The sequence below is a fragment of the Erwinia sp. LJJL01 genome, assembly GCF_047300805.2.
GTDB lineage: Bacteria > Pseudomonadota > Gammaproteobacteria > Enterobacterales > Enterobacteriaceae > Erwinia > Erwinia aphidicola.
This window is the reverse complement of the sequence record NZ_CP178576.1, coordinates 4,249,202-4,272,837: the sequence shown is the minus strand read 5'-3', so window position 1 is coordinate 4,272,837 and position 23,636 is coordinate 4,249,202. Positions and strand designations below refer to the sequence as shown.

The window sequence follows — 23,636 nt, the reverse complement described above, 5'->3', positions numbered from 1 at the left end:
CAGGAGCCGTTCTGATGACCTTAATCACCAGCGCTAAGCAGGCCAGCGATGCCGTATTGCGCCACACCATTCCGGCGGGTGAACCCTATCTGTTTGAAGTGAAGAAGGGGCAGACCGTGCGCCTGCACGATCTGGAGGGCAATCAGGCCGTTGATACGCTGTTTTACAGCACTGCCAACCCGCGCGAGCGCTATGACGCCCAGCGCACGCTGCGCCGCCAGAATAACGCCTACCTGACCAGCGGCAGCGTGCTTTACTCCAACCTTGGCAACCCGCTGCTGACCATTGTTGCCGACACCTGCGGGCGCCACGACACCCTTGGCGGTGCCTGCGCCCAGGAGAGCAATACCGTACGCTATCACGCCGATAAGCGCTACATGCACAGCTGCCGCGATAACTTCCTCTGCGCCTGCATCCACGATGGCCGCCTGCACAAGCGCGACATCGCCGCCAACATCAACTTCTTTATGAACGTGCCGGTGACGCCGGAGGGCGGGCTGACCTTTGCAGACGGCATCTCCGCCGCCGGGAAATATGTCGAGCTGCGCGCCGAATGCGACGTGATTGTGCTGATCTCCAACTGTCCGCAGCTTAACAACCCGTGCAACGGCTGGAACCCGACCGCCGCCGAAGTGCTGGTGTGGAACTGAGCCGCCGAAAATCCTGAGATTTCCCCCGGGGACGACCCCGGGCGGCCTGAAGACTGGCGGGACGGCCCGCCCTGGTGTGAGTCTGCCCTATGTTTAAAAAATTGCTGATTGCTAACCGTGGCGCGATTGCGTGCCGAATTCTACGCTCGCTGCGCGCAATGAACGTCAGCGGCGTGGCGGTGTTTGCCGAAGCCGATGCCAGCAGCCTGCACATACGCGAGGCCGATGAAGCGGTCAGCCTTGGCGATGGCCCGGCGGCCAACACCTATCTGGTGGTGGAGAAGATCCTCGCGGCGGCACGCGCCAGCGGCGCAGAGGCCATCCATCCCGGCTACGGTTTTCTCTCGGAAAACGCCGCCTTCGCCGAAGCCTGTGAATCCGCCGGCATCGCCTTTATCGGCCCGACGCCACAGCAGCTGCGCCTCTTCGGCCTGAAGCACACCGCACGTGCGCTGGCGAAACAGCATCAGGTGCCGCTGCTGGAGGGGACGGAGCTGCTGGAGAGTATTGCCGCTGCGCTGATGGCCGCCGAACGGGTCGGCTACCCGGTGATGCTGAAAAGCACCGCGGGCGGGGGGGGCATCGGCATGCGCGTCTGCTACAGCGCGGCTGAACTGAGCGAAGCGTTTGAGGCGGTAAAGCGCCTCGGGCAGAACAACTTTAGCGATGAGGGCGTGTTTATCGAGAAGTATATCGAGCGCGCCCGCCACCTTGAGGTGCAGATTTTCGGTGACGGCGAGGGTGAGGTGATTGCGCTCGGCGTGCGCGACTGCTCGGTGCAGCGCCGCAATCAGAAGGTGATTGAAGAGACGCCGGCACCCAATCTTCCACAGGGCATGGCCGATGCGCTCTGTGCCGCCGCCATCAAGCTGGCGAAGGCGGTCAGCTACCGCAGCGCCGGAACCGTTGAGTTTGTCTACGACAGCGCCGCCGAACAGTTTTACTTCCTCGAGGTCAATACCCGTCTTCAGGTAGAGCACGGCGTTACCGAGCAGGTGTGGGGCGTGGATCTGGTGCGCTGGATGATCGCTCTTGCGGCCGGGGATCTACCGCCGCTGGCAGAACTTGGCGTGACACTGTCACCGCAGGGCCATGCGATTCAGGCGCGCGTCTACGCCGAAGACCCTGGCCGCCAGTTCCAGCCTTCGCCCGGTTTGCTGACCGAGGTGTTTTTCCCACCAGCCGACGGTAAACAGCTGCGCATTGACCGCTGGGTAGAGTCCGGCTGTGAGATCCCGCCATTCTTCGACCCGCTGCTGGCGAAGGTTATCGCCTTTGCCCCCAGCCGCGAACAGGCGACAGCAGCGCTCAGCCAGGCTCTGGGAGAAACCCGCCTGTACGGCGTTGAGACTAACCGCCAGTACCTGCAGCAGATCCTCGCGTCGCAGCCGTTCACCAGCGGCTCGCCGTGGACGCGCTGCCTTGAGCAGCTGCACTACCGCGCCACCACCGTTGAGGTGCTGAGCGCCGGAACGCAAACCACCGTGCAGGACTTCCCGGGCCGCCTTGGCTACTGGGCGGTGGGCGTGCCGCCGTCCGGCCCGATGGACGACCGCGCTTTACGCCTGGGCAACCGCCTGCTGGATAACGACCCGACGGCGGCCGCGCTGGAGATCACCATGAGCGGCCCAACGCTGCGCTTCAATACGGCCAGCGTGGCGGTGGTGACGGGGGCGGCGATCCCGCTCACGCTTGACGGCCAGCCGCTGGCGATGAATCAGACCTTCGCGATCGCGGCGGGCAGCACCTTAACTCTCGGCACCATCGCTGGCCGCGGCGTGCGCAGCTATCTCTGCCTGCGCGGCGGGATCGCCGTGCCGGAGTACCTCGGCAGTAAAAGCACCTTTACCCTCGGGCAGTTCGGCGGCCATGCGGGGCGCGCGCTGCTTACGGGTGACGTGCTGCATCTGAGCGAACTGCGCGATGCGCGCGCCGGAGAGGCACTGCCTGACGCGCTGTGCAGCGATCTGCCCGCGCTGCGCGAGCTGCGGGTTATCTACGGCCCGCACGCTGCGCCAGAGTATTTCACTGTCGGCTACATTGAGACGTTTTTCGCCACCGAGTGGCAGGTGCATTTCAACTCCAGCCGCACCGGGGTGCGGCTGATTGGGCCAAAACCGCAGTGGGTGCGCGACAGCGGCGGCGAGGCCGGGCTGCACCCCTCGAATATCCACGATAATCCGTATGCGGTCGGCGCGGTGGATTTCACCGGGGATATGCCGGTGATCCTCGGGCGCGACGGCCCGAGCCTTGGCGGATTTGTCTGCCCGGTGACGGTGATTGAGGCCGATCTCTGGCAGGTCGGGCAGCTGAAAGCGGGCGATCGCCTGAAGTTTGTCGCGGTGGATGTGGCGACCGCCCGCCAGCTGGCCGCAGAGCGTGAGGCGGAGCTGCAGGCGCTGGCGCCGGTGGATTGCGTCTGGCAGCCTGCGCCGCTGAATTCCCCGGTGGTGCTGGAGTGCGGCACGGGTGATACGCAGCTGGTCGCGCGGCTGTGCGGTGATACCCATCTACTGCTGGAGATTGGCGCACCGGAGCTGGACCTGGTGCTGCGTTTTCGCGCTCATGCTCTGATGCAGGCGCTGGAGGCCATTAACCATCCGGCAGTGATCGACCTGACGCCCGGCATCCGCTCGCTGCAGGTTCACTATCGCCCTGAAGCGCTGCCGCTGAGCGAGCTGCTGGCAACGGTCGGGCGGCTGTGGCAAACGGTGTGTGCGCAGCAGGATCTGCGCGTGCCGTCACGCGTGGTTTACCTGCCGCTGTCGTGGGATGACCCCGCCTGCCAGCTGGCGATTGATAAATATATGACCACCGTGCGCCGCGATGCACCCTGGTGCCCGAGTAACCTTGAGTTTATTCGCCGCATCAACGACCTGGCGGATATTGATGAGGTCTACAAAACGGTGTTTGCCGCCAGCTATCTGGTCATGGGGCTGGGCGATGTCTACCTTGGCGCTCCGGTCGCCACGCCGCTCGATCCGCGCCACCGGCTGGTTACCACCAAGTATAATCCGGCGCGCACCTGGACGGCGGAGAACTCGGTGGGGATCGGCGGGGCGTATCTGTGCGTCTACGGCATGGAGGGGCCGGGCGGCTACCAGTTCGTGGGCCGCACGCTGCAGATGTGGAACCGCTACCGTGAGGTCGCCGATTTCGACGGTAAACCGTGGCTGCTACGCTTTTTTGACCAGATTAAGTTCTACCCGGTTTCCGCCGACGAGCTGCAGGTTATCCGTCGTGATTTCCCACTGGGGCGCTATCCGCTGCGTATTGAGCACACCGAGCTGGCGCTGGCCGACTATCAGCAGTTTTTACAGCGCGAAAGCACGGGCATTGACGTCTTCCGCACCCACCAGCAGTCGGCATTTAACGCCGAACGCGAACGCTGGATCGCCAGCGGTCAGGCCCATTTCGATAGCCAGGAGGAGGCTAGCGCCGCGCCGGATGACGAGCCGCTGCAGGCCGGGCAGCAGGCGGTGGAGAGCGCAATTGCCGGCAATCTGTGGCAGGTGAAGTTCCAGCCGGGCGACGCGGTGAAGCAGGGCGACGTGCTGGTGATTATCGAGGCAATGAAGATGGAGATCCCGCTGCTGGCACCGTGCGACGGCATTATCAGCGAGGTGCGCGTCCAGCCCGGCTCCGCGGTGCGCGCCGGGCAGTGCGTGGTGGTGCTGGAAAGTTAACATTATCCAGCAAGGGGCGACCGGAAAAAGGTCGCCCCCTACAGCAGCAATCACCTGTAGGGGCGGACCTTCTTTTTTGGTCCGCCCGGTTTATCTAACGCTGCTGACCAGCCACGCCTGCAGCTGTGCCAACTCTGTCTGCTGGTCGGGAAACGCCGCTGTCAGCAACGCCACCTGCTGGCCGAGCGCCTGCGGGCGATACTCCACGCCATTTAACGCCTGCTCCAGCTGCTCTAACGGCGCCGGGTTCAGGCTGTCGCTAAATATCTGGCAGCGGCTAATCTTTCCACGCTCAACGTCAAAGTGGACCTCCACGCCGCCCCAGCTAAAACGCGTATCCAGCAGATGCTGGAAGTGCGGAGCCTGACCAAAATTCCACTGCCAGCTGCTCTGTTTAGCAAACTGCTCTGCAAAGCCCGGCAGGTCGGGCAGTGCGCTCGGTGAAATCATCTCCGGCTGGCACTGTTCGGCAAAGTGGCTAAAGAATGCCTCCGTCACCGCGCCACAGATCTGCTCAAAGCTAATTCCGGGCACCAGCTCTTCCAGGTTCGCCACGCGCGAGCGCACCGAGGTAATGCCCTTGGCCTGCAGTTTTTTCACATCCGGGTTGAGGTAGTCTGCCAGCCGCGACAGGTCAGCGTTAAGCAGGATGGTGCCGTGGTGGAAGCCGCGATCGTGGGTCTCATGATAGGCAGAGCCGGAAATTTTACGCAGCCCGTCGGCGGTATTCACCACCAGGTCATTACGTCCTGATGCTTCCGCCGGGATACCCAGCGCGTTAAGCGCGTTGAGGATAATCGCCGTGGATACGCTTTTATCGTACTCCGGCTTGCCGGCCATAAAGGTAAAGCAGCAGTTGCCGAGGTCATGAAACACCGCGCCGCCGCCGCTGCTGCGCCGCGCCAGGCGAATATTGTCCTCTTCCATTCTGCGCGTGTTGCACTCTTTCCACGGGTTCTGCGAGCGGCCAATCACCACCGTTTCGGCATTGCGCCACAGGAACAGCACGCGCTGGGTGGCGGGCATCTGGCGAAAAATGCACTCCTCAACGGCCAGGTTAAACCAGGGATCGTAAGAATCGGATAACAGCAAACGCAGTGTGGACATTAATGACTCCATGGAGTGTTCAGCGGCGCAGGCATCATACCACCATGAAGCTTAAGAAAAAAAAGAGCATCATTATGATGCTCTTAGTGATTCAGATGGGGTTACAGGCCGCGCTGTTCCATCAGCAGCGCAAGATCCACCAGGCGATTAGAGAAGCCCCATTCGTTGTCGTACCAGGCGAGGATTTTCACCATGTTGCCCCCAATCACCAGCGTTGAGAGGGCGTCAATTACCGAGGAACGCGCGTCGCCGCGATAGTCGCTGGAGACCAGCGGCTCCTCGCTGTAGCCGAGAATATCTTTGAGCGGGCCGGACTCCGCCGCCTGGCGGAATGCGGTATTGACTTCCTCCACCGTCACGTCACGATCCAGATTCACCGTCAGGTCAACGATCGACACCACCGGCACCGGGACGCGCAGCGAGTAGCCGGTCATGCGGCCATCAAGTTCCGGGATCACCTTGCCAATCGCCTTCGCCGCGCCGCTGGAATAGGGGACGATGGACTCGGCGGCGGCACGCGCGCCGCGCAAATCTTTCTCAGGCTGGTCGTGCAGGGCCTGGCTATTCGTGTAGGCGTGCGTGGTGTTCATCAGTCCGTGCTTAATGCCGAAGTGCTGATGCAGTACCTGCGCCGCCGGAGCCAGCCCATTGGTGGTACAGCTGCCGTTACTGACCACTTTATGCAGCGCCGGGTGGTACTGCTGGTGGTTAACGCCCATTACGATGGTGAGGTCGTCGCCTTTTGCCGGGGCAGAGATGATCACCCGTTTGGCGCCGCCGTGGGTGATATGTACTTCGGCCTGCGCTTTATCGGTGAAGAAACCGGTGGCCTCGATCACGATATCCACTGCGGCGCTGCTCCACGGAATGGTCGCCGGGTCGCGCTGGGAAAAGACCTGAATACGTTGGCCGTCAACCCACAGTTCGCCGTCGCCCGCTTCCACAGGGACGGGCAGCGTGCCGGAGAGCGAGTCATATTTCAGCAGGTGGGCAAGGGTTTTACTGTCGGTGAGGTCGTTGATCGCCACTACCTGAAAATCACTGCGCCCAAGCGCGGCGCGCAGCACGTTACGTCCGATTCTGCCGAAGCCGTTAATACCGACGTTTACCATGGTGAACTCCTTATTATGAGTAATGAGTTCAGTCTGGACTGGGTTCTGAATGGCGTAAATGACAAATATAGATCAATTTACGCCATTGTGCGCATGGCGAAGCGCTGACGGTATTCACCCGGCGTGACGTGCAGATTGCGCTCCATCACCCGGCGTAGATTGAGCGCGCTGCCAAAGCCACACAGGCAGGCAATCTGTTCAACGCCGTCGCGGGTCTGCTCCAGCCGCTGCCGTGCCGCGCTTAAACGCAGCTCCTCAACATACTTTGCCGGGCTGATGGCGGTTTCACGGGTAAATACCCGGGTGAAGTTGCGCGGGCTCATTGCCACCCGTTCTGCCAGGCTCTGCACCGACAGATCTGCGCTCAGGTTAGCCGCCATCCAGCTTTGCAGCCCGGCAATCGGGCCATCGGCGGCCTGGTTCAGCAGGTAGCGGCTGAACTGGGCCTGGCCGCCGGGGCGGCGCAGATACATCACCAGGTCCTGCGCTACGCAGCGCGCCAGGTCAAATCCGAGGTCGTCTTCCACCAGCGCCAGCGTGAGGTCAAAACCGGAGCTGACCCCGCCGGAGGTCCAGACCGTGCCATCCTGCACGTACAGCGGGCCATTTTGCACGCTGACGTTCGGGAAGCGGGTTTGCAGGGCCTCCATCAGCCGCCAGTGGGTGGTGGCACGCCGTCCTTCCAGCAGGCCCGCCTGCGCCAGCAGCATCGCGCCGCCGCACACGGATGTCACGCGCCCGGCGTGCGGTGCCGCCAGGCGCAGCCAGTCAGCTACCCCGGCATTTTCCTCCTCGGTTAATCCGCGCCCGGTCACCATTATGGTATCGCGCTGCTCACCCGGGTCGAGATCGAGCAGGCGCTGGTCGGCCAGCAGGTTCAGCCCGGACTGGCCGTGGATCACCCGGTGCGGCTGCGTGGTGGCCACGGTGATGTGATAAAAAGCGTCGGCGCGCGCGCAGGCGGTTAGCCTGCATCAGAATGTCGGCGACCCCTGCGGATTCAAACAGCATGCCCCCATCGGGGACGATGATCAGGAAAGTGTGCATGGCGGTAAATGTACGATGTATACAGATTAAGTCAATGGGGCGGTAGGGGAAATTAAGGGCCGACCAGAACAGCGGTCGGCCCCTACGGTTGATGTGCCCGATGATAATTACCCGTAGGGGCTGACCCTCTTTTTCGGTCAGCCCGTTTACATAAGGGCCGACCAGAACAGCGGTCGGCCCCACGGTTGATGTGCCCGATGATAATTACCCGTAGGGGCTGACCCTCTTTTTCGGTCAGCCCGTTTACATAAGGGCCGACCAGAGCAGCGGTCGGCCCCACGGTTGATGTGCCCGATGATAATTACCCGTAGGGGCTGACCCTCTTTTTCGGTCAGCCCGTTTACATAAGGGCCGACCAGAACAGCGGTCGGCCCCTACGGTTGATGTGCCCGATGATAATTACCCGTAGGGGCTGACCCTCTTTTTCGGTCAGCCCGATACAGTGAGTTCCCTTAGCTGAATATCAGCAATCAAACGCCATATTTGTCATAACTGTGGCGCTTTACTAATTATTATCGCTCTGATTATATTAATTAAATTCGACAAATCCTGTTGCTGATGGCCTGTGCCATCCGGCACCGCTTTGCCTGTTAATTAAGGGAAATCATGAGCCAGTCAGCGCAACAAACTGCGGCATTTACACGCCCAGAAAATCCTCCGGCCAGGGTGATCCTCAGCGATGAGCTGGCGCTCTGCGCCGCGCGTGCGGTGGCCGATCTGGCGCTGCGCGATGCCGCCACTCGTGACCGCGAACGCATCTACCCGCTGGAGGCGCTGGAGCTGTTCAGCCGCTCCGGCCTCGGCAGTATCTCCGTGCCGCGCGAATTCGGCGGCGGCGGGCTCTCTTACCGCACCGTGGCGGAAGTATTCCGCATTATTTCGGCCGCCGACCCGTCCCTCGGGCAGATCCCGCAGAACCACTTCGGACTGATACAGTTCCTGCGCGATGAGGGTACCTTCGCACAGCAGCAGCGCCTGTTTTCTGCCGTAGTGCAGGGGCAGCGTTTAGGCAACGGCGGCCCGGAGAAGAACACCCGACACACCCGGGACGTGCAGGCGCGGCTGCGGCAGCGTGAAGGCGGGCTGCGGCTCTCCGGCAGTAAGTTCTACTCCACCGGTGCGCTGTTCGCCGACATCATTGTTACCACCGCTATCGACGACAGCGGCCAGCCGGTGATGGCGTTTATGCCCCGCGATTCCGCCGGGCTGGAGATCGTTGATGACTGGTCCGGCATCGGGCAGCGCACCACCGCCAGCGGCACTATCCATCTGGATGAGGTGGCGGTGGAGGCTGCGCTGGTGATCCCCACGCCCGCCAGCGATAAACCGTCGCTGCGCGGCCCGGTATCGCAGCTGATCCAGGCGGCTATCGACGGCGGAATTGCCCGCGGCGCCTTTGATGAGGCCTGCGCCTTTGTGCGCCAGCATTCCCGGCCGTGGGTGGATGCCGGAGTGGAGCGCAACAGCGACGACCCGCACCTGCAGGCCGACGTCGGGCGCGTGTGGGTCGAGATTGCTGCGGCGGATGCGCTGCTGCGCCGGGCGGCACGCTTTCTCGATGAGGTCGACCCTGCCAGCCTGGATGCGGCCACGGCGGCGCGCGCCTCCATCGTGGTGGCGGAGGCCAAAGTGCTGACGACCCAGGCGGCGCTGAAGGCCAGTGAGAAGCTGCTGGAGTGGGGCGGCAGCCGCGCCACGCTCGCTGAGCATAACCTTGACCGCCACTGGCGCAATGCGCGCACCCATACGCTGCACGACCCGATCCGCTGGAAGTTTCACGCCATCGGCAACTACTACCTTAACGGTGTCTTTCCGGTGCGCCATGCCTGGATATAAGGAGAACGTCATGCCGACCAGTCAGGTTCAGGCCAAAAATCCCGCCAGCCGCATTCACAGTGCTGAGCAGGCTATCGAGGTTGCTCAGCAGCTGGCGCAGGAGTTTCGCAGCGGATCTTCACGCAGAGACCGCGAGCGCGAACTGCCGCACGCGCAGTTGCAGGCGCTGTTTGCCTCCGGGCTGGGCGCGATTACCGTACCGGCCGAATTCGGCGGCGCGGCGCTCTCTTCGGCGGTGCTGGCGCAGGCGATCGCCATTCTGAGTGAGGCCGATGCCGCGATCGGTCAGGTGCCGCAGAACCACTTTTATGCGCTGGAGGTACTGCGCGTCAACGGCAGCCCGGCGCAGCAGCAGCGTTTTTATCAGGAGGTGCTGGACGGCGTGCATCTCGGCAACGCGCTGGCGGAGTTCAGCTCGGCGGCGGCCCATCAGCGCAGTACGGCGGTGTTGCCGCACGGTGCGGATTTGCTGCTTAACGGCCAGAAGTTTTACGCCACCGGCGCGCTGTATGCTGACCGCATTCCCACTGCGGCGCGTGATGCCAGCGGCAGGGAACAGCTGGTATTTGTCCCGCGCTTTCAGCCTGGCGTCAGCGTGATCGACGACTGGTCCGGATTCGGGCAGCGTACCACCGGCAGCGGCACGGTCACCTTTGATCACGTCAGGGTCGACCCGCAGGATATCGTGCCGTTTCAGAGCGCCTTTGAGCGCCCGACCACCGTGGGGCCATTCGCGCAGATCATGCATGCCGCCATCGAACAGGGCATCGCCCGCGCCGCATTTAACGACATGCTGAACTTTATCAACAGCCGTGCGCGCCCGTGGCCCGATGCCGGGGTGGATCACGCCGCGCAGGATACGCTGACCATCGATCGCGTGGGCCAGATTGCGCCACGCCTGCAGGCCGGTGACGCCCTCCTGCAGGAGGCGGGTGAAGCGGTAGACGCCGCGCAGCGTAACCCGGATGCCGACAGCGTGGCGGCGGCCTCGATTGCCGTTGCCATCGTGCGCGCCTGGACCACCGAGCTGGCGCTGGAGGCATCCAACCTGCTGTTTGAGCTTTCCGGCACCCGCTCTGCGCTTCGCGAGCATAACCTTGACCGCCACTGGCGCAATGCCCGCACCCATACGCTGCACGACCCGGTGCGCTGGAAGTATCCGGCGATCGGCAACTATCTGTTAAACGGTGCGTTACCGGCACGCAGGGGGACGCTGTGAGCAAAAAAATCCTGCTTAACGCCTTCAATATGAACTGCGTCGGGCATATCCATCACGGCATGTGGACCCATCCGCTTGACCGCTCCACCGAGTTTAACGACTTACGCTACTGGCTGGACCTGGCGCGTACCCTGGAGCGCGGCCTGTTTGACGGGCTGTTTATTGCCGATATTCTCGGCGTGTATGACGTCTATCAGCAGGGGATTGCGCTGACCGCCAGCGAGTCGGTGCAGCTGCCGGTTAACGATCCGCTGATGCTGGTGTCGGCGATGGCCAGCGTCACCGAGCACCTCGGCTTCGGGCTGACCGCCAACCTGAGCTACGAGGCGCCATACCCGTTTGCCCGCCGTTTTTCCACCCTCGACCATCTCACTAATGGCCGCGTGGGCTGGAACATTGTTACCGGTTATCTCGACAGCGCCGCGCGGGCGATGGGGCAGCCGCAGCTGCTTGGCCACGACGAGCGCTACGACCAGGCGGACGAGTTTCTCGACGTCAGCTACCAGCTGTGGGAGGGCAGCTGGCAAGAGGGTGCAGTGCTCGCCGACCGCCAGCAGCGCCGCTACGCCGATGCGGCAAAAATTCATCCGGTGCGCCATCACGGTAAGTATTACCAGCTGGAGGGGTACCATCTCAGCTCCCCGTCACCGCAGCGCACGCCGCTGCTGTTTCAGGCCGGGAGTTCGGCACGCGGCGTGCAGTTTGCCGCCCGCCACGCGGAGTGTAGCTTTGTTAACGGCAGCACTCCGCAGGCGATGCGCACCCAGGTGGACACGCTGCGCCGCGCGGCGCGCGATGCCGGGCGTGAACCGGGTGATTTGAAGGTGTTTATGGGCGTGTCGGTGATTGTCGCGCCCACGGAAAAGGAGGCGCAGGAGAAGCATCAGGAGTACCTGCGCTATGCCAGCCCGGAAGCGGGGATTGCCCACTTCTCCAGCTCTATCGGCATCGATCTCGCCCGCTTCGGGCTGGATGAACCGATCGACAGCGGCTCCGGGCGCGCCATCGAGTCGGTCAGCAAAACCTTCAGCGGCTGGACACGGCGGCGGCTGCTGGAGCAGCACGCCCTCGGTGGCCGCTATCCGCTGATTGTTGGCAGCCCGTCGCAGGTGGCCGACCAGCTTATTCACTGGCTGGATGAGGCAGATATCGACGGCTTTAACCTGACGCGCATCGTCAATCCGCAGAGCTATATCGATTTCATCGAACTGGTTATACCGGAACTTCAGCAGCGCGGGCGTTATAAAACCGCCTATCAGCCCGGCACGCTGCGCCACAAACTCTTCAACCACGACCGCCTGCCGCTGCGCCATTCGGCCGCCCGCTGGCGTCGCGATCTTTGAACATCTGGGACATAAAAAAAGGGGGCATCATGAAAATAATTAAAACACTGTTACTGACCGCGCTGCTCAGCGGAAATGCGCTGGCGGCCGATTACAGCGGGCCGCTCAAAGTCGGCACCACCTCGGCCTTCGCACCGCCACTGGAAACCGCCGTGGCAGAGGCAAAGAAACAGGGGCTGGCGGTGGAACTGATTGAGTTCAGCGACTGGACGGCGCCTAACGTCAGCGTCGAAAACGGCGATATCGACGTTAACCTGTTCCAGCATCAGCCGTTTCTTGATAACGCCAATCAGCAGGGCGGCTTTCATCTGGTGAAGTACGCCCCGGCGATTATTAATAATGTCGGCCTGTACTCGAAAAAGCACAGCAGCCTCGATCAGATCCCCGACGGCGGCACGGTGGCGATTGCCAATGACCCCATCAACGGCGGGCGCGGCCTGCTGCTGCTGCAAAAGGCGAAGCTGATAACCCTTAAGCCCGGCGCGGGGCTGAAGTCTACCGTTGACGATATTGTGGCTAACCCGAAGCACCTGAAGATTATTGAAGTGGAAGCGGTGCAGCTGTCGCGCTCGCTGGAGGAGGTTGACCTCGCACAGGGCTATCCGCACTATCTGCGCGCCTCCGGCGTGATTGACCCGAATAACGCGCTGTTGTTTGACGGGCTGGAGCACCCGGAATATGTGATTCAGTTTGTCATCCGCGACGGGCACCAGGACGATCCGCGCCTGAAGAAGTTTGTTGATATCTATCAGCACTCCCCGGTGGTGCGCGCCAGCCTCGATAAGTTTTACGGCAAGCTCTATCAGCCTGGCTGGCAGCAGTAAGTATGGCGACGATGACGTGGGATGAGCTTACAGAAGCTGATGCTGTAAGCCCGGATGGCTCGACGCATGTGGCGATTCAGGGGCTGGTAAAACGCTATTCCGGCCAGCAGCTGGATGCGCTGCACGATATCAACTTGACGATTCCGCGCGGGGCTATCTACGGTATTATCGGGCGCAGCGGCGCGGGCAAGTCCTCGCTGATCCGCTGTCTTAACCGGCTGGAAACGCCCACGGCGGGGCGCGTGGTGGTGGATGGTGTCGATATTAACCGCCTGACTCAGCGTGAGCTGGTTGAATGGCGGCGCGGCACCGGCATGATATTCCAGCACTTCAACCTGCTGTCGGCGAAAAGCGTGCGTGAGAACATCGAGCTACCGCTGAAGGTGGCGGGCGTTTCTCCACCGCTGCGCAAAAAGCGGGTTGATGAGCTGCTGGCGCTGGTCGGGCTGGAAGAACGCCAGCACGCCTGGCCAGCGCAGCTTTCCGGCGGGCAGAAGCAGCGGGTAGGGATTGCCCGGGCGCTGGTGCATCAGCCGCAGCTGCTGCTGTGCGATGAAGCCACCTCGGCACTTGACCCGGAGACTACCGCCTCGATTCTGGCGTTGCTGCGCGAGATTAATCAGCGGCAGGGCATCACCATCGTGCTTATTACCCATGAGATGAATGTGATCCACGATCTGTGCGACCAGGTGGCGGTACTGGAGCAGGGCAAGGTGATAGAGCAGGGCCCGGTGTGGGCGGTGTATGGCGATCCGCAACAGCCGACCACCCGCATCCTGCTCAATCCTCAGCATAGCGGTCTGCCGGAAGCGCTGCTGGCGCACCTGCATCGCGCTCCCCAGACGCAGAGTGACCAGCCGCTGCTGCGCCTGAGCTATACCGGTCAGGGGGCGGTGCCGCAGCTCGGGCTACTGGGTGAGGAGGTTATCCTGATACAGAGTTCGCTGGAGTGGGTGCAGGGCCGACAGATTGGCCATATCGTATTGCAGGCGGCCAGACAGCCGCTGCCGTTTAATCCTGCCAGCATTCCGCAGACGCTGGCTAACCGCGTGGAGGTGCTGGGCTATGTCACTCCAGCTTGAACGTTTATGGCAGGGGCTGCTCGATACGCTGATGATGGTCGGAGCCTCCTCGTTGGCCGCGCTGCTGTTGGGATTGCCGCTGGCGGTGATATTAGTGATTACCGATCGCAATAATCTCTTCGCCAATCCGCTGATTAATCGCCTGTTGGGCTGGGTCGTCAACCTGTTCCGCTCGGTGCCATTTCTGATCCTGATGGTTGCGCTGATCCCCTTTACCCGACTGGTGGTGGGTACCTCCTATGGCGTGTGGGCAGCCGTGGTCCCACTGACGCTGGCTGCAACGCCGTTCTTTGCGCGTATTGCCGAGGTGAGCCTGCGCGAGGTGGATAAAGGGTTGGTGGAGGCGGCGCAGGCGATGGGCTTCCATCGGCGGCATATCATCTGGCATGTGCTGCTGGCAGAGGCGCGCCCGGGGATTGTCAGCGGATTTACCATTACGCTGGTCACCATGATTAATGCTTCGGCAATGGCGGGCGCGATTGGTGCGGGCGGGCTGGGGGATATTGCTTACCGCTACGGCTATCAGCGTTTTGACTCGCAGGTGATGCTCACGGTGATAGTCGTGCTGGTGGCGCTGGTCACGGTATTACAGCTGTGCGGCGATCGGCTGTCGCGGCATTTAAATCATCGATAATGTGGTACTTTAGTTACAACGTACGGATATAACTATCAGAATGTCATCTGTGACTACCGCGCTATCATTAAAGCTGCAGGCCTGCCAGGAGGAGATTTTTAACGGTGCTACGTCAATCTTCCTGTATCACAGTACTGCAAAAACATCAGAATTCACGTAGCGCGATCTGAGTTATATTTTAATTTATATTCAATAGGATAGGAAGTGACAGAGTGTCGATGATCCTCTTTTGCTTCAAATAGATAAGGAGTGGGGAATAGTGCATAGTCAGACATTTAAGCTGAGGTCGTACCAATATTCTGACCTCGGAGGGGTTATTATGGTGTTTGAACGCGCTGTGCGCGAGACAGCCTCACACGATTATAATCCTGCACAGATTGCAGCCTGGGCACAGGCCGATCGTGATTCCTGGCAAAAGCGGCTGCTCAACAGTCACTGCTGGGTTGCCAGCATCGAGGATAAGTTAGTGGGTTTTGGCAACGTGGAGTTTGATGGTCATCTCGATCTGATGTTCACCCATCCGGAGTATCTGCGCACCGGCGTGGCCAGCGCGCTGTTGGAAAAACTGGAGCACGCCGTTATTGCCATGGCGTTGCCGGTGATATTTACCGAGGCCAGCATCACGGCTAAGCCATTTTTTAGCAGGCGAGGGTACCAGCTGCTCGCAGCACAACAGGTGCAGGTGCGCGGCCAGAACTTTATCAACTACCGCATGAGTAAATCACTGCTTTAGCCGGTCGATGACGACAGGCGCGCGGTGATAACTTCCATGCCGATCTGCTGGCCATATGACAGCTCCAGCGTATTGCCATCAGGATCCGCAAAAAAGGCCCAGTAGCCAACCGGTGCAGCAGATTGCTGCGCTGCACGGCGCAAAACGCCTTCCTGCTCAGCCAGTTTGACCTTGGCATCAATCTCCTCGCGGCTACCGCAGGCCACGCCAATATGACCGAAGGGTCCCAGCGGTGTGTCATTACTGATTTCTGACTGCACCAGCACCAGCGCGAACGGCCGCGTCAGGTCAGACAGCCACGCCACTTTTTGTGCTTCAGCAAGCCCGGGTTCACGCTGATGAATAATCTGCATGCCCGCGTAACGTTGATAAAATTCGACGCTTTTCGACAGGTCTTTAACCTGTAAAGCCAGATGGCTAAATCCAACATCATTGTCTGACATGAGCCGTTCCTGTGGGTGATGAGTGACTGCATCATGACACAGGCAAAAGGTGGCAGTTGTTCGTGAGTGCGTTTTACAGGCAACGCTACGTAAATTCTGGCGTGGGAGAGCCCACACAATTTTGTAGAATTCACGTAGCGCTGCCTGAATTGACATTGGTAAGAGCAGGGCAATGAGGCTGGTCAGGAAGCCCTGACGGATTGACTACCTGATATCTTATTTAACATAATATACATTATGCGCACCGATGGTGTAGTGGCTAAATTAAGATGTCCGCCTCTGGCTATATTGAGATGTCCGCTTTATCGTCCTTTTCCAGGGTTTCTCGGCTGAGGACGCAACTAATGACGGCTTACGGTTCGGAGTGCTTTACGATGAATGAAGTTAACCGCCTCAAGATCCTGCAGGATGTCATTGATGGCAGGCTCACTACTTCGCTTGCATCACAACGACTTGGCCTGACGGATCGTCACTGCCGGCGTCTGCTTGCGCGTTATCGCGAGTCCGGGCCACTGGCACTGGTGAACCGCCGCCGTGGATTGCGTAGTAATCGCCAGCTTCTGCCTGGCCTTGCTGAACTTGCTCTGGGCATCATCCGCGATAACTACGCCGACTTTGGTCCGACGCTCGCCTGCGAGAAGCTGGCCGAACTCCATGACGTTGTGCTGGCTAAAGAGACCGTGCGTCAGCTGATGGTACGAGCCGGACTCTGGATCCCCCGGAAAATGCGTGCGCCGAGGATCCAGCAGCCGCGGTATCGTCGCGCCTGCGTTGGCGAGCTGATACAGATCGACGGCTGCGATCACCGCTGGTTTGAGGAACGCGGACCGGCCTGCACGCTGCTGGTCTACGTTGATGACGCGACCAGTCGCCTGATGCAGCTCCACTTCGTAAAGTCTGAGTCCACGTTCACCTATTTTGACGCCACGCGCGGCTATCTGGAGCAGCACGGTAAGCCGCTGGCATTCTACAGCGACAAAGCCAGCATTTTTCGTATTAACAACAAAAGTTTGACGCAGTCGCGTGCCGCTAAACTCCTGAACATCAGCGAAAGCTACAGCGATTTCGGCCCTACATTAGCCGCGAGAAGCTTCTGGAACGCCATAGCCTCAAGAAATTTAAGGGATCGTTCTGAACGATCTAGGCGGCTGTTTATGGTTGAATGGCGAAACGGAAATCAGTTTTAACTGCATCAGAAGGAAGCGTTATGCGTACTCGCCAATCATCCCGGTTAATTATTCTTTCACCTGAAAAAAATGTTTTGCTGTTTAATTTTTCCCATAAAAATGACGCATTAAGCGGCATGTCCTACTGGGCGACGCCTGGCGGTGGGCTTGAACATAATGAATCCTTCGAAGAGGCAGCGCTAAGGGAGTTGCAGGAAGAGACCGGATTAAAAAGAGATTCCGTCGGCGCGGTGGTAGCATCCCGAACTTTCCCTATGCAGCTGCCTGATGGGGAGACCGTTCTTGCGGAAGAGAGTTTTTTTATAATCCATGCTGAAAAGCGTGATATGGACGACTCAGGATGGAGTGAAAATGAAAAGCAAGTCATTAAAAAGCATCACTGGTGGACATTAGAAGAGCTTAAAGATACTAACGAAACTATCTTTCCCCGCGATTTAATCATCGACATACTCAGCAAAGATTTATTCAGTCCTGCTAAATTCAGTGCATTGAAAGAGGCTTAATTACCGTAAAACATTAAATTCCGCTCCTGGCACAGAGCGGACATTTTAACTTTGCCCTAACCCGGACATCTGAACTTAGCTTTGACAGATGGTGTGCTTGCCCGCTTAAAACGCGGCAAACCGGGAAATTCATTCAAATCGACGGCTCTCACCATGACTGGTTTGAAGGTCGTTATTGACGTTGTGATGATGCTTCACCATTCGGGCTGACTGAACGTCAGGTGCAGAGACTAAATGACTCGCGAGACAACCAGGGACTATCCACCAGTACCCTCGCCTTGCTGTCATCACCGTTAATAATATGCAACGTACTAAGTCGACCAATTTCGTAATGCGGTAACTGTACCGTAGATAACGGCGGTAAAAAAAGGTTGCCAATACCTACATGATTATCGTAACCAATAACCCCGATATCCTGCGGGATACGAATTCCTTTAGCCAAAAGCGTCTGATACACCATGAATGCAATGCGGTCATTCCCGCAAATAACTGAATCAAACTGAGGTATCCCCTGATAAATGTGAGCCAGAAGAACGTCGGGAATGTCACGGTAGTGCTCATCGCCAGGTTGCATATAGCAATGATCCAGCGTATCGGGATCGATGCCTGCCTCAAGACAGGCGCGCTCCATTCCCTTTTGGCGACGGGACGTCGCCAGGTGGTTGGCGGGTAAATGCAGACAGATAGGCCGACGATATCCTGCCGCCAACAAGGCTCTAACTGCAGTGTACTGGCCCTTCTCGTCATCGGGTATGTAACAGGCAACGGGCTCGTCTTTATTTTCGCAATTTGCCAGAACACAGGGATGTGTCAGCAGCTTGGGCGGTATACGTACTTCACGCAGTCCCATGGTAGTGAAAATGATGCCACCGGGCCGATGAGCAAGCAGCAGATCGACAATTTCGTCCGGATTATCATCAGAGAACATGTTAACCACGAAGCTTTTCCAGCCGTGTGCGCGCGCGGTCTCCTCGATTGACAGCGTGATTTCGACGGAAAAAGGTGTGGTTACCGTATCCAACGCCAGTACGCCGATCGTCTTGTTTTTAGTCCCCACACTGCGGATCTGTTTTGCCGACAAGTCGGGTACGTAGTTCAAATGCAGAATCGCTTCCTGCACGCGTGCAAGCGTCTCGGGCTTCACGCGTTCAGGGTAATTAAGCGCCCGCGAAACTGTCATTAACGATACATTGGCCATTCTGGCCACATCTTTCAAAGACGCCATAATCTTCCATTTTGCGAAAACCCGGATACATCATCGCGCTGCAAGCGAACAGCCGCTATCAAGTTATCCATAGAGTTGAACCCACTATTCTAAGCTTTGAGCCTGATATTTTGGGAATTTGGCAAAGAAATTTGATACAGATCTCACAACGCCAATGTTAACGTTAACTTTTGTGATTAACATCGGATATTGCCATAAAACTCGGTGTCTGCGTATAATGTTAACGTTACCATGTGCGCATATAAATCGCTATGAGATTGCTCAGATGAAAAAAAAGCCTTCCCGCAGCTATATGCTGCTCAGCGCCCTGCTGTTCTTTTTCTTTGTCACATGGTCTTCGTCCAGCTCCCTTCTTTCTATCTGGCTCCACCAGGAAGTGGGGTTAAAAGCCTCCGAGACGGGTATTATCTTTTCCGTCTTATCCGTGTCAGCCCTTTTCGCTCAGGTCTTTTACGGCTTCATTCAGGATCGTCTTGGTCTGCGCAAAAATCTGCTGTGGTTTATGGCCGCACTGCTGATCCTCTCCGGCCCTGCGTATCTCTTCTTTAGCTATTTGCTCAATCTCAATATTCTGCTGGGAAGTGTTTTTGGTGGCCTGTTTGTTGGTCTGACGTTTAATGGTGGTATAGGCGTGCTGGAATCCTATACCGAGCGCGTTGCGCGTCAGAGTACTTTTGAATTTGGACGGGCCCGCATGTGGGGCTCTCTTGGTTGGGCCGTTGCCACGTTTTTCGCCGGACTGCTGTTTAACATTAACCCCAATCTTAATTTCCTGGTGGCGTCATGCTCTGGCCTGGTTTTCTTCTTCATGTTGGCCCGATTAAAAATTGCGGCACCGGCGAGCATGGAAAAGCTGGAGATTGGGGCTAAAAAGGTTTCTCTGGAAGATGCTATCCGGCTGCTAACGCTACCGCGTTTCTGGGCACTTATTTTCTTTGTGATTGGAACCTGTATTTACGGTGTATACGACCAGCAATTCCCGGTTTATTTTTCCTCACAGTTTCCTACCTTGCGGGAAGGGAACGCTATGTTTGGTTATTTAAATTCATTTCAGGTATTTCTGGAAGCGGCAGGCATGTTCTGCGCACCGTGGCTGGTTAACAAAATTGGCGCCAAAAATGGTCTGATATTCGCCGGTATGGTGATGGCTCTGCGTATGATCGCCTCCGGCCTGGTTGAGGGGCCTCTGCTCATTTCGATTACCAAACTGCTACATGCCCTGGAATTGCCGATACTGTTGGTTGCCATTTTCAAATATAACAGCCTCAACTTCGACAAGCGTTTGTCTTCCACGATTTATCTGGTGGGTTTTGCCTGTACCAGTTCAGTTATTGGCACCGTGTTATCGCCGCTGGCGGGTTTCAGCTACGAAAAATTTGGATTCGCTCAATCCTATCTGATAATGGGCATTATGGTGTTCTGCACCACGTTTATTTCCATCTTCCTTTTGCGCCCAAATAAACCCACAACTGAACACCCCTTTTTACAGCAAGATGCTGTGTAATTTTCGGGAGAAAGCATAATGACATCTTTATTAAAACAGGCTGAAGAGACGCTTGAAGAAGCACAAGCCGGAATTAACCGCCGCTGGTATCCACGCTATCACCTTGCCGCACGAGCCGGCTGGATGAACGATCCTAACGGGCTGGTCTGGTTCGACGGCTGGTATCATGCCTTTTATCAACATCACCCCTATTCAACGAAATGGGGCCCCATGCACTGGGGGCATGCCCGCAGTAAAGATTTGGTTCACTGGGAACATCTGCCTGTGGCACTGGCACCGGAAGGGCCGGCAGATAAAGACGGCTGTTTTTCCGGTTCCGCAGTGGTGGACGGAGATACGCTGGCACTGATTTACACCGGTCATAAATTTCACGGTTCGCCTGAAAGTGATGACAATTTGTATCAGGTGCAATGTCTGGCAACCAGTCGTGACGGAATTCATTTCGAGCGTCAAGGAATGGTGATTGATACCCCTCCAGGACTGCATCATTTCCGCGACCCGAAAGTATGGCGTGAGGGTGAATACTGGTACATGGTTGTCGGTTCACGCGTGGCGGAAACCGGCCAGGTTCGCCTGTACCGTTCCACGGACCTTCATAAATGGCATGACGAAGGTATTCTGGCCGAATCTGAAGATGGGATAGGCTATATGTGGGAATGCCCTGATTTCTTTACTCTGAACGGCCAGCGTGTGCTGATGTTCTCTCCACAAGGAATGGTGGCACAAGGCTATCAAAACCGTAACCTCTTCCAGAGTGGATATTTACTGGGAGAGTGGCAGCCAGGTCAGGCGTTCAGCCACGACGGGCAATTTATTGAAATGGACAACGGTCACGATTTTTATGCCCCGCAAACGTTTCTCAGTCCGGATGGGCGCAGAATCGTTATTGGCTGGCTGGATATGTGGGAATCACCGATGCCGGAGCAGCAGGATGGTTGGGCTGGTATGCTCTCCCTGCCGCGCGAACTGAGTTTAGGTGATAATAATCGCATTATGATGAAACCCATCGAAGAAGTGACCGCCTTGCGAGGCAGTTATTTTCCTGTTCCTGCTCATTACCTGAGCAATCAGAGAATGTTTGTCGCGGGCGATGCGGAAGCCGTGGAGTTATTACTGGAGTGGGAGCGTAGCAGGTCGCAGGCAGAACAATATGGCATGATGCTGGGAGTTGGGCTGCGTATTTACGTTGATAATCAGGCCCAGCGCTTAGTGTTAGAACGAAGCTACCCTGATTTCTCGCTTGTGGGAACGCGCAGCATTCCCGTGCCAGAGGATGATATCCTTTCGCTGCGAATATTCATTGATCGTTCATCCGTGGAACTCTTTGTCAATGAAGGCGAAGCCTGTTTAAGCAGCCGAATTTATCCGCAGCCAGGAGAGCGTGAAATAGTGCTGTTTGCAAATAATGGAACCGCTGCCTTAAAAGAAGCCGGATACTGGCCGCTGGATAAATAATTCCACCGGATATAATCGCACAGTTGTATTTTTTACATTTATTTTCGCCAGTCTCAGACTGGCATTATTTTTTCTGAAATATGGCCGCGTAATTTTATTCGCAGATCTCTTCTCAGCTGAATTCATCCTTCAGCAGCCCAAATATCCAGTCATCCTGCCAGCGGTCGTGCAAAATAGCGATAAGACAGCCTGGCTGAGGCGATTTGCTTGATGTTATTCACCAACGTGCATCTCATACACCACGCACTGCGTATCGTAGTGCTGCTCAATGCCTTTGTATGTCATGCCGAGGCGCTGCATCACCCGATGTGAGGCACTGTTATCCGGATGCGCCACCGCAACCAGATAGCGCGCGCCGACCTGCTCAACCGCGAATTTCACAATCGCCTGCGCCGCTTCCGTCGCGTACCCTTTGCCATGATAACTGGCGTTAAGGCGCCAGCCGAGCTCCAGCGGTGCGTCGTCCTCATTGGCTAAATGCTGGAGACAGGCGGCACCGACCAGCGCCCCTGACTCCTTCTCCATGAGTGCCCACCACGAGAAGCCACGCTGTTGCCAGCGCAGCATCACCCGTTCGATGCTTTCACGCGTTTCTTCCGCTGTCCTCACCTCGCCAGGACTAATATAGCGCATCATTTCCGGATCTTTTTCCATCTCGCGCAGGCCATCAAAATGAGCGTGTTGGTATGGCTCCAGACGCAGCCTTGCAGTTTCCAATTCCATCTTTCCTCCAGACAACGTGATTTATCATGACGACAGCGCGAGCTGTACCACCGCCCCGCACCAACGTGAATAGATAACAATATCACGCACTTTCAGCCCGACAGAATTAAAATCCATCGCGGCGTCTTAATTGAGGTGCACAATGTTGTGCCCTTAGGTCAGTACATCGCGGCTTTTAATCAAATTTTGTGCTGATTTACCCGACTGGACAATTCCTGATGGCTCTCTTTCCTTTCGCTGTAGCGGTCGGCAAGGTAAGGGGTATGCGACTTAAGAATTAAGGTGATCTTGAACAGCTCTTCGGCTACATCGACAATCCGGTCGTACCACGCTGAGGGTTTCATCCGCCCTTCTTCATCGAATTCCTGCCATGCCTTGGGCACCGATGACTGGTTTGGGATGGTGAACATCCGCATCCAGCGGCCCAGTATCCGCATCTGATTAACCGTGTTGAAGGACTGTGACCCGCCGCTCACCTGCATCACCGCCAGGGTTTTCCCCTGCGAAGGACGAACTGCACCTTCACTGAGTGGGATCCAGTCTATCTGCGCCTTCATCACTGAACTCATCGCCCCGTGTCTTTCGGGCGAGCTCCAGACCATGCCATCACACCACCTTACCAGCGCGCGTAGTTCCAGCACTTTTGGATGCGTATCGGGCGCATCATCGGGCAGTGGCAGTCCAGAGGGATTAAAAATTTTCACTTCTGCGCCCATTTGCTCTAACAGGCGCCCTGCCTCTTCGGCGGCATAACGACTGTAGGAACGCTGCCGCGTGGAACCATACAGGATAAGAATGCGCGGTGGGATTTGCCCTTCGCTAAGTAGTTTGCGGGAAATCGCATCATCAAAACATGCCTGTTCGACTGCGGGTAAGTGCTGCATAAGGACTCCTTGAAAGAAACGGCGCTTTGCAATTTATCATATATGAATTAGCATATGTATTGTCAAATGCTATCGAGGTTAGCCATGCTGCACCCGCTACAACTTTTTAAACTGCTTGCTGATGAAACACGCTCGACGGTGGTGATGCTGCTGCGCGAGTCCGGCGAGCTTTGCGTCTGCGATATCTGTGCCGTAACCGCAGAGTCGCAGCCGAAAATATCGCGCCATATGGCGCTATTGCGTGAGGCGGAGCTGGTAACCGATCGCCGTGAAGGCAAATGGGTGCACTACCGTTTGTCGCCGCACATGCCCGCCTGGGCGGCAGCCATTATCGATTCTGCGTGGAATTGCGAACGCGAGCACATACGAGAAAAACTCAGACAGGCGGCGGAAGCCTCCTGTTGAGCATGCAGCATACATACATTTAAATGAATGTGAG

Annotated in this window: 19 protein-coding genes and 2 pseudogenes; 14 read left to right on the top strand and 7 right to left on the bottom strand. The window is 57.8% G+C overall.

Annotated elements, in window-relative coordinates; translation table 11 throughout:
* Positions 1-14 precede the first annotated feature (14 nt).
* Together ACLI4M_RS20970 and uca are read left to right on the top strand one after the other, a co-directional pair.
* Positions 15-650 carry an urea amidolyase associated protein UAAP2 gene (locus tag ACLI4M_RS20970; RefSeq protein ID WP_133623624.1) on the top strand — a complete coding sequence of 212 codons (636 nt, stop codon included), beginning with the start codon at positions 15-17 and terminating at the stop codon, positions 648-650.
* A gap of 89 nt (positions 651-739) precedes the next feature.
* A complete protein-coding gene (gene uca, locus ACLI4M_RS20965) occupies positions 740-4,336 on the top strand; it encodes an urea carboxylase (RefSeq protein ID WP_133623625.1) in 3,597 nt (1,198 codons plus the stop codon).
* A gap of 90 nt (positions 4,337-4,426) precedes the next feature.
* On the opposite strand, the gene ACLI4M_RS20960 is transcribed toward uca, so the two are convergent.
* From ACLI4M_RS20960 to ACLI4M_RS20950, 3 genes and pseudogenes are all read right to left on the bottom strand, one after another.
* A complete protein-coding gene (locus tag ACLI4M_RS20960) occupies positions 4,427-5,443 on the bottom strand; it encodes a lipoate--protein ligase A (RefSeq protein ID WP_133623626.1) in 1,017 nt (338 codons plus the stop codon).
* A 101-nt stretch (positions 5,444-5,544) separates the two neighbouring features.
* Complete coding sequence (gene gap, locus ACLI4M_RS20955) at positions 5,545-6,555, bottom strand: type I glyceraldehyde-3-phosphate dehydrogenase (protein ID WP_133623627.1); 1,011 nt, start codon at positions 6,553-6,555, stop codon at positions 5,545-5,547.
* A gap of 77 nt (positions 6,556-6,632) precedes the next feature.
* A pseudogene (locus tag ACLI4M_RS20950) lies at positions 6,633-7,602 on the bottom strand (GlxA family transcriptional regulator).
* Between the two features lie 606 nt (positions 7,603-8,208).
* Here ACLI4M_RS20950 and ACLI4M_RS20945 point away from each other — a divergent pair.
* From ACLI4M_RS20945 to ACLI4M_RS20915, 7 genes are all read left to right on the top strand, one after another.
* Positions 8,209-9,438 carry an SfnB family sulfur acquisition oxidoreductase gene (locus tag ACLI4M_RS20945; protein WP_133623628.1) on the top strand — a complete coding sequence of 410 codons (1,230 nt, stop codon included), beginning with the start codon at positions 8,209-8,211 and terminating at the stop codon, positions 9,436-9,438.
* A gap of 10 nt (positions 9,439-9,448) precedes the next feature.
* Positions 9,449-10,657, top strand: coding sequence for an SfnB family sulfur acquisition oxidoreductase (locus ACLI4M_RS20940; RefSeq protein ID WP_133623629.1), 1,209 nt, complete (start codon positions 9,449-9,451; stop codon positions 10,655-10,657).
* Positions 10,654-12,000 (top strand): LLM class flavin-dependent oxidoreductase, encoded by a 1,347-nt coding sequence (locus ACLI4M_RS20935; protein WP_366521320.1) that lies wholly within the window; start codon positions 10,654-10,656, stop codon positions 11,998-12,000. Before ACLI4M_RS20940 ends, ACLI4M_RS20935 begins: the two co-directional genes overlap by 4 nt.
* A gap of 29 nt (positions 12,001-12,029) precedes the next feature.
* On the top strand, positions 12,030-12,824 hold the full coding sequence (locus tag ACLI4M_RS20930; protein ID WP_062818536.1) for a MetQ/NlpA family ABC transporter substrate-binding protein: 795 nt from the start codon (positions 12,030-12,032) through the stop codon (positions 12,822-12,824).
* Positions 12,825-12,826: 2 nt separating this feature from the next.
* Positions 12,827-13,906: a methionine ABC transporter ATP-binding protein gene (locus ACLI4M_RS20925; RefSeq protein WP_133623630.1), complete on the top strand. Its 1,080-nt coding sequence runs from the start codon at positions 12,827-12,829 to the stop codon at positions 13,904-13,906.
* Positions 13,890-14,540 (top strand): methionine ABC transporter permease, encoded by a 651-nt coding sequence (locus tag ACLI4M_RS20920; RefSeq protein ID WP_133623631.1) that lies wholly within the window; start codon positions 13,890-13,892, stop codon positions 14,538-14,540. Before ACLI4M_RS20925 ends, ACLI4M_RS20920 begins: the two co-directional genes overlap by 17 nt.
* Positions 14,541-14,859: 319 nt before the next feature.
* Positions 14,860-15,273, top strand: coding sequence for a GNAT family N-acetyltransferase (locus tag ACLI4M_RS20915; RefSeq protein ID WP_133623632.1), 414 nt, complete (start codon positions 14,860-14,862; stop codon positions 15,271-15,273).
* Here ACLI4M_RS20915 and ACLI4M_RS20910 read toward each other — a convergent pair.
* Positions 15,270-15,716: a VOC family protein gene (locus ACLI4M_RS20910; RefSeq protein ID WP_133623633.1), complete on the bottom strand. Its 447-nt coding sequence runs from the start codon at positions 15,714-15,716 to the stop codon at positions 15,270-15,272. The genes ACLI4M_RS20915 and ACLI4M_RS20910 overlap by 4 nt on opposite strands.
* A 344-nt stretch (positions 15,717-16,060) precedes the next feature.
* Here ACLI4M_RS20910 and ACLI4M_RS20905 point away from each other — a divergent pair.
* Together ACLI4M_RS20905 and ACLI4M_RS20900 are read left to right on the top strand one after the other, a co-directional pair.
* Positions 16,061-16,789 (top strand): annotated as a pseudogene (locus ACLI4M_RS20905) (ISNCY family transposase); the annotation flags it as partial.
* 134 nt (positions 16,790-16,923) lie between these two features.
* On the top strand, positions 16,924-17,406 hold the full coding sequence (locus tag ACLI4M_RS20900) for an NUDIX hydrolase (protein WP_133623634.1): 483 nt from the start codon (positions 16,924-16,926) through the stop codon (positions 17,404-17,406).
* A 217-nt stretch (positions 17,407-17,623) separates the two neighbouring features.
* Here ACLI4M_RS20900 and ACLI4M_RS20895 read toward each other — a convergent pair whose 3' ends face one another.
* Positions 17,624-18,631, bottom strand: a complete 1,008-nt coding sequence (locus ACLI4M_RS20895; protein WP_133623635.1) for a LacI family DNA-binding transcriptional regulator — start codon at positions 18,629-18,631, stop codon at positions 17,624-17,626.
* Between the two features lie 265 nt (positions 18,632-18,896).
* Here ACLI4M_RS20895 and ACLI4M_RS20890 point away from each other — a divergent pair, with 265 nt between their 5' ends.
* Together ACLI4M_RS20890 and ACLI4M_RS20885 are read left to right on the top strand one after the other, a co-directional pair.
* The gene (locus tag ACLI4M_RS20890; RefSeq protein ID WP_133623636.1) at positions 18,897-20,135 is read left to right on the top strand and encodes an MFS transporter; all 1,239 of its coding nucleotides are present in this window, start codon (positions 18,897-18,899) and stop codon (positions 20,133-20,135) included.
* 18 nt (positions 20,136-20,153) lie between these two features.
* A complete protein-coding gene (locus ACLI4M_RS20885) occupies positions 20,154-21,590 on the top strand; it encodes a glycoside hydrolase family 32 protein (RefSeq protein WP_133623637.1) in 1,437 nt (478 codons plus the stop codon).
* A 213-nt stretch (positions 21,591-21,803) separates the two neighbouring features.
* Here the strand turns inward: ACLI4M_RS20885 and ACLI4M_RS20880 are convergent, their stop codons facing one another.
* Entirely contained in the window at positions 21,804-22,313 is a 510-nt protein-coding gene (locus ACLI4M_RS20880) for a GNAT family N-acetyltransferase (protein WP_133623638.1), read from the bottom strand.
* A 179-nt stretch (positions 22,314-22,492) separates the two neighbouring features.
* Positions 22,493-23,197: an arsenical resistance protein ArsH gene (arsH, locus tag ACLI4M_RS20875; RefSeq protein ID WP_133623639.1), complete on the bottom strand. Its 705-nt coding sequence runs from the start codon at positions 23,195-23,197 to the stop codon at positions 22,493-22,495.
* An 84-nt stretch (positions 23,198-23,281) separates the two neighbouring features.
* On the opposite strand from arsH, the gene ACLI4M_RS20870 reads away from it, so the two are divergent.
* Complete coding sequence (locus ACLI4M_RS20870; RefSeq protein WP_133625071.1) at positions 23,282-23,602, top strand: metalloregulator ArsR/SmtB family transcription factor; 321 nt, start codon at positions 23,282-23,284, stop codon at positions 23,600-23,602.
* Positions 23,603-23,636: the final 34 nt, after the last annotated feature.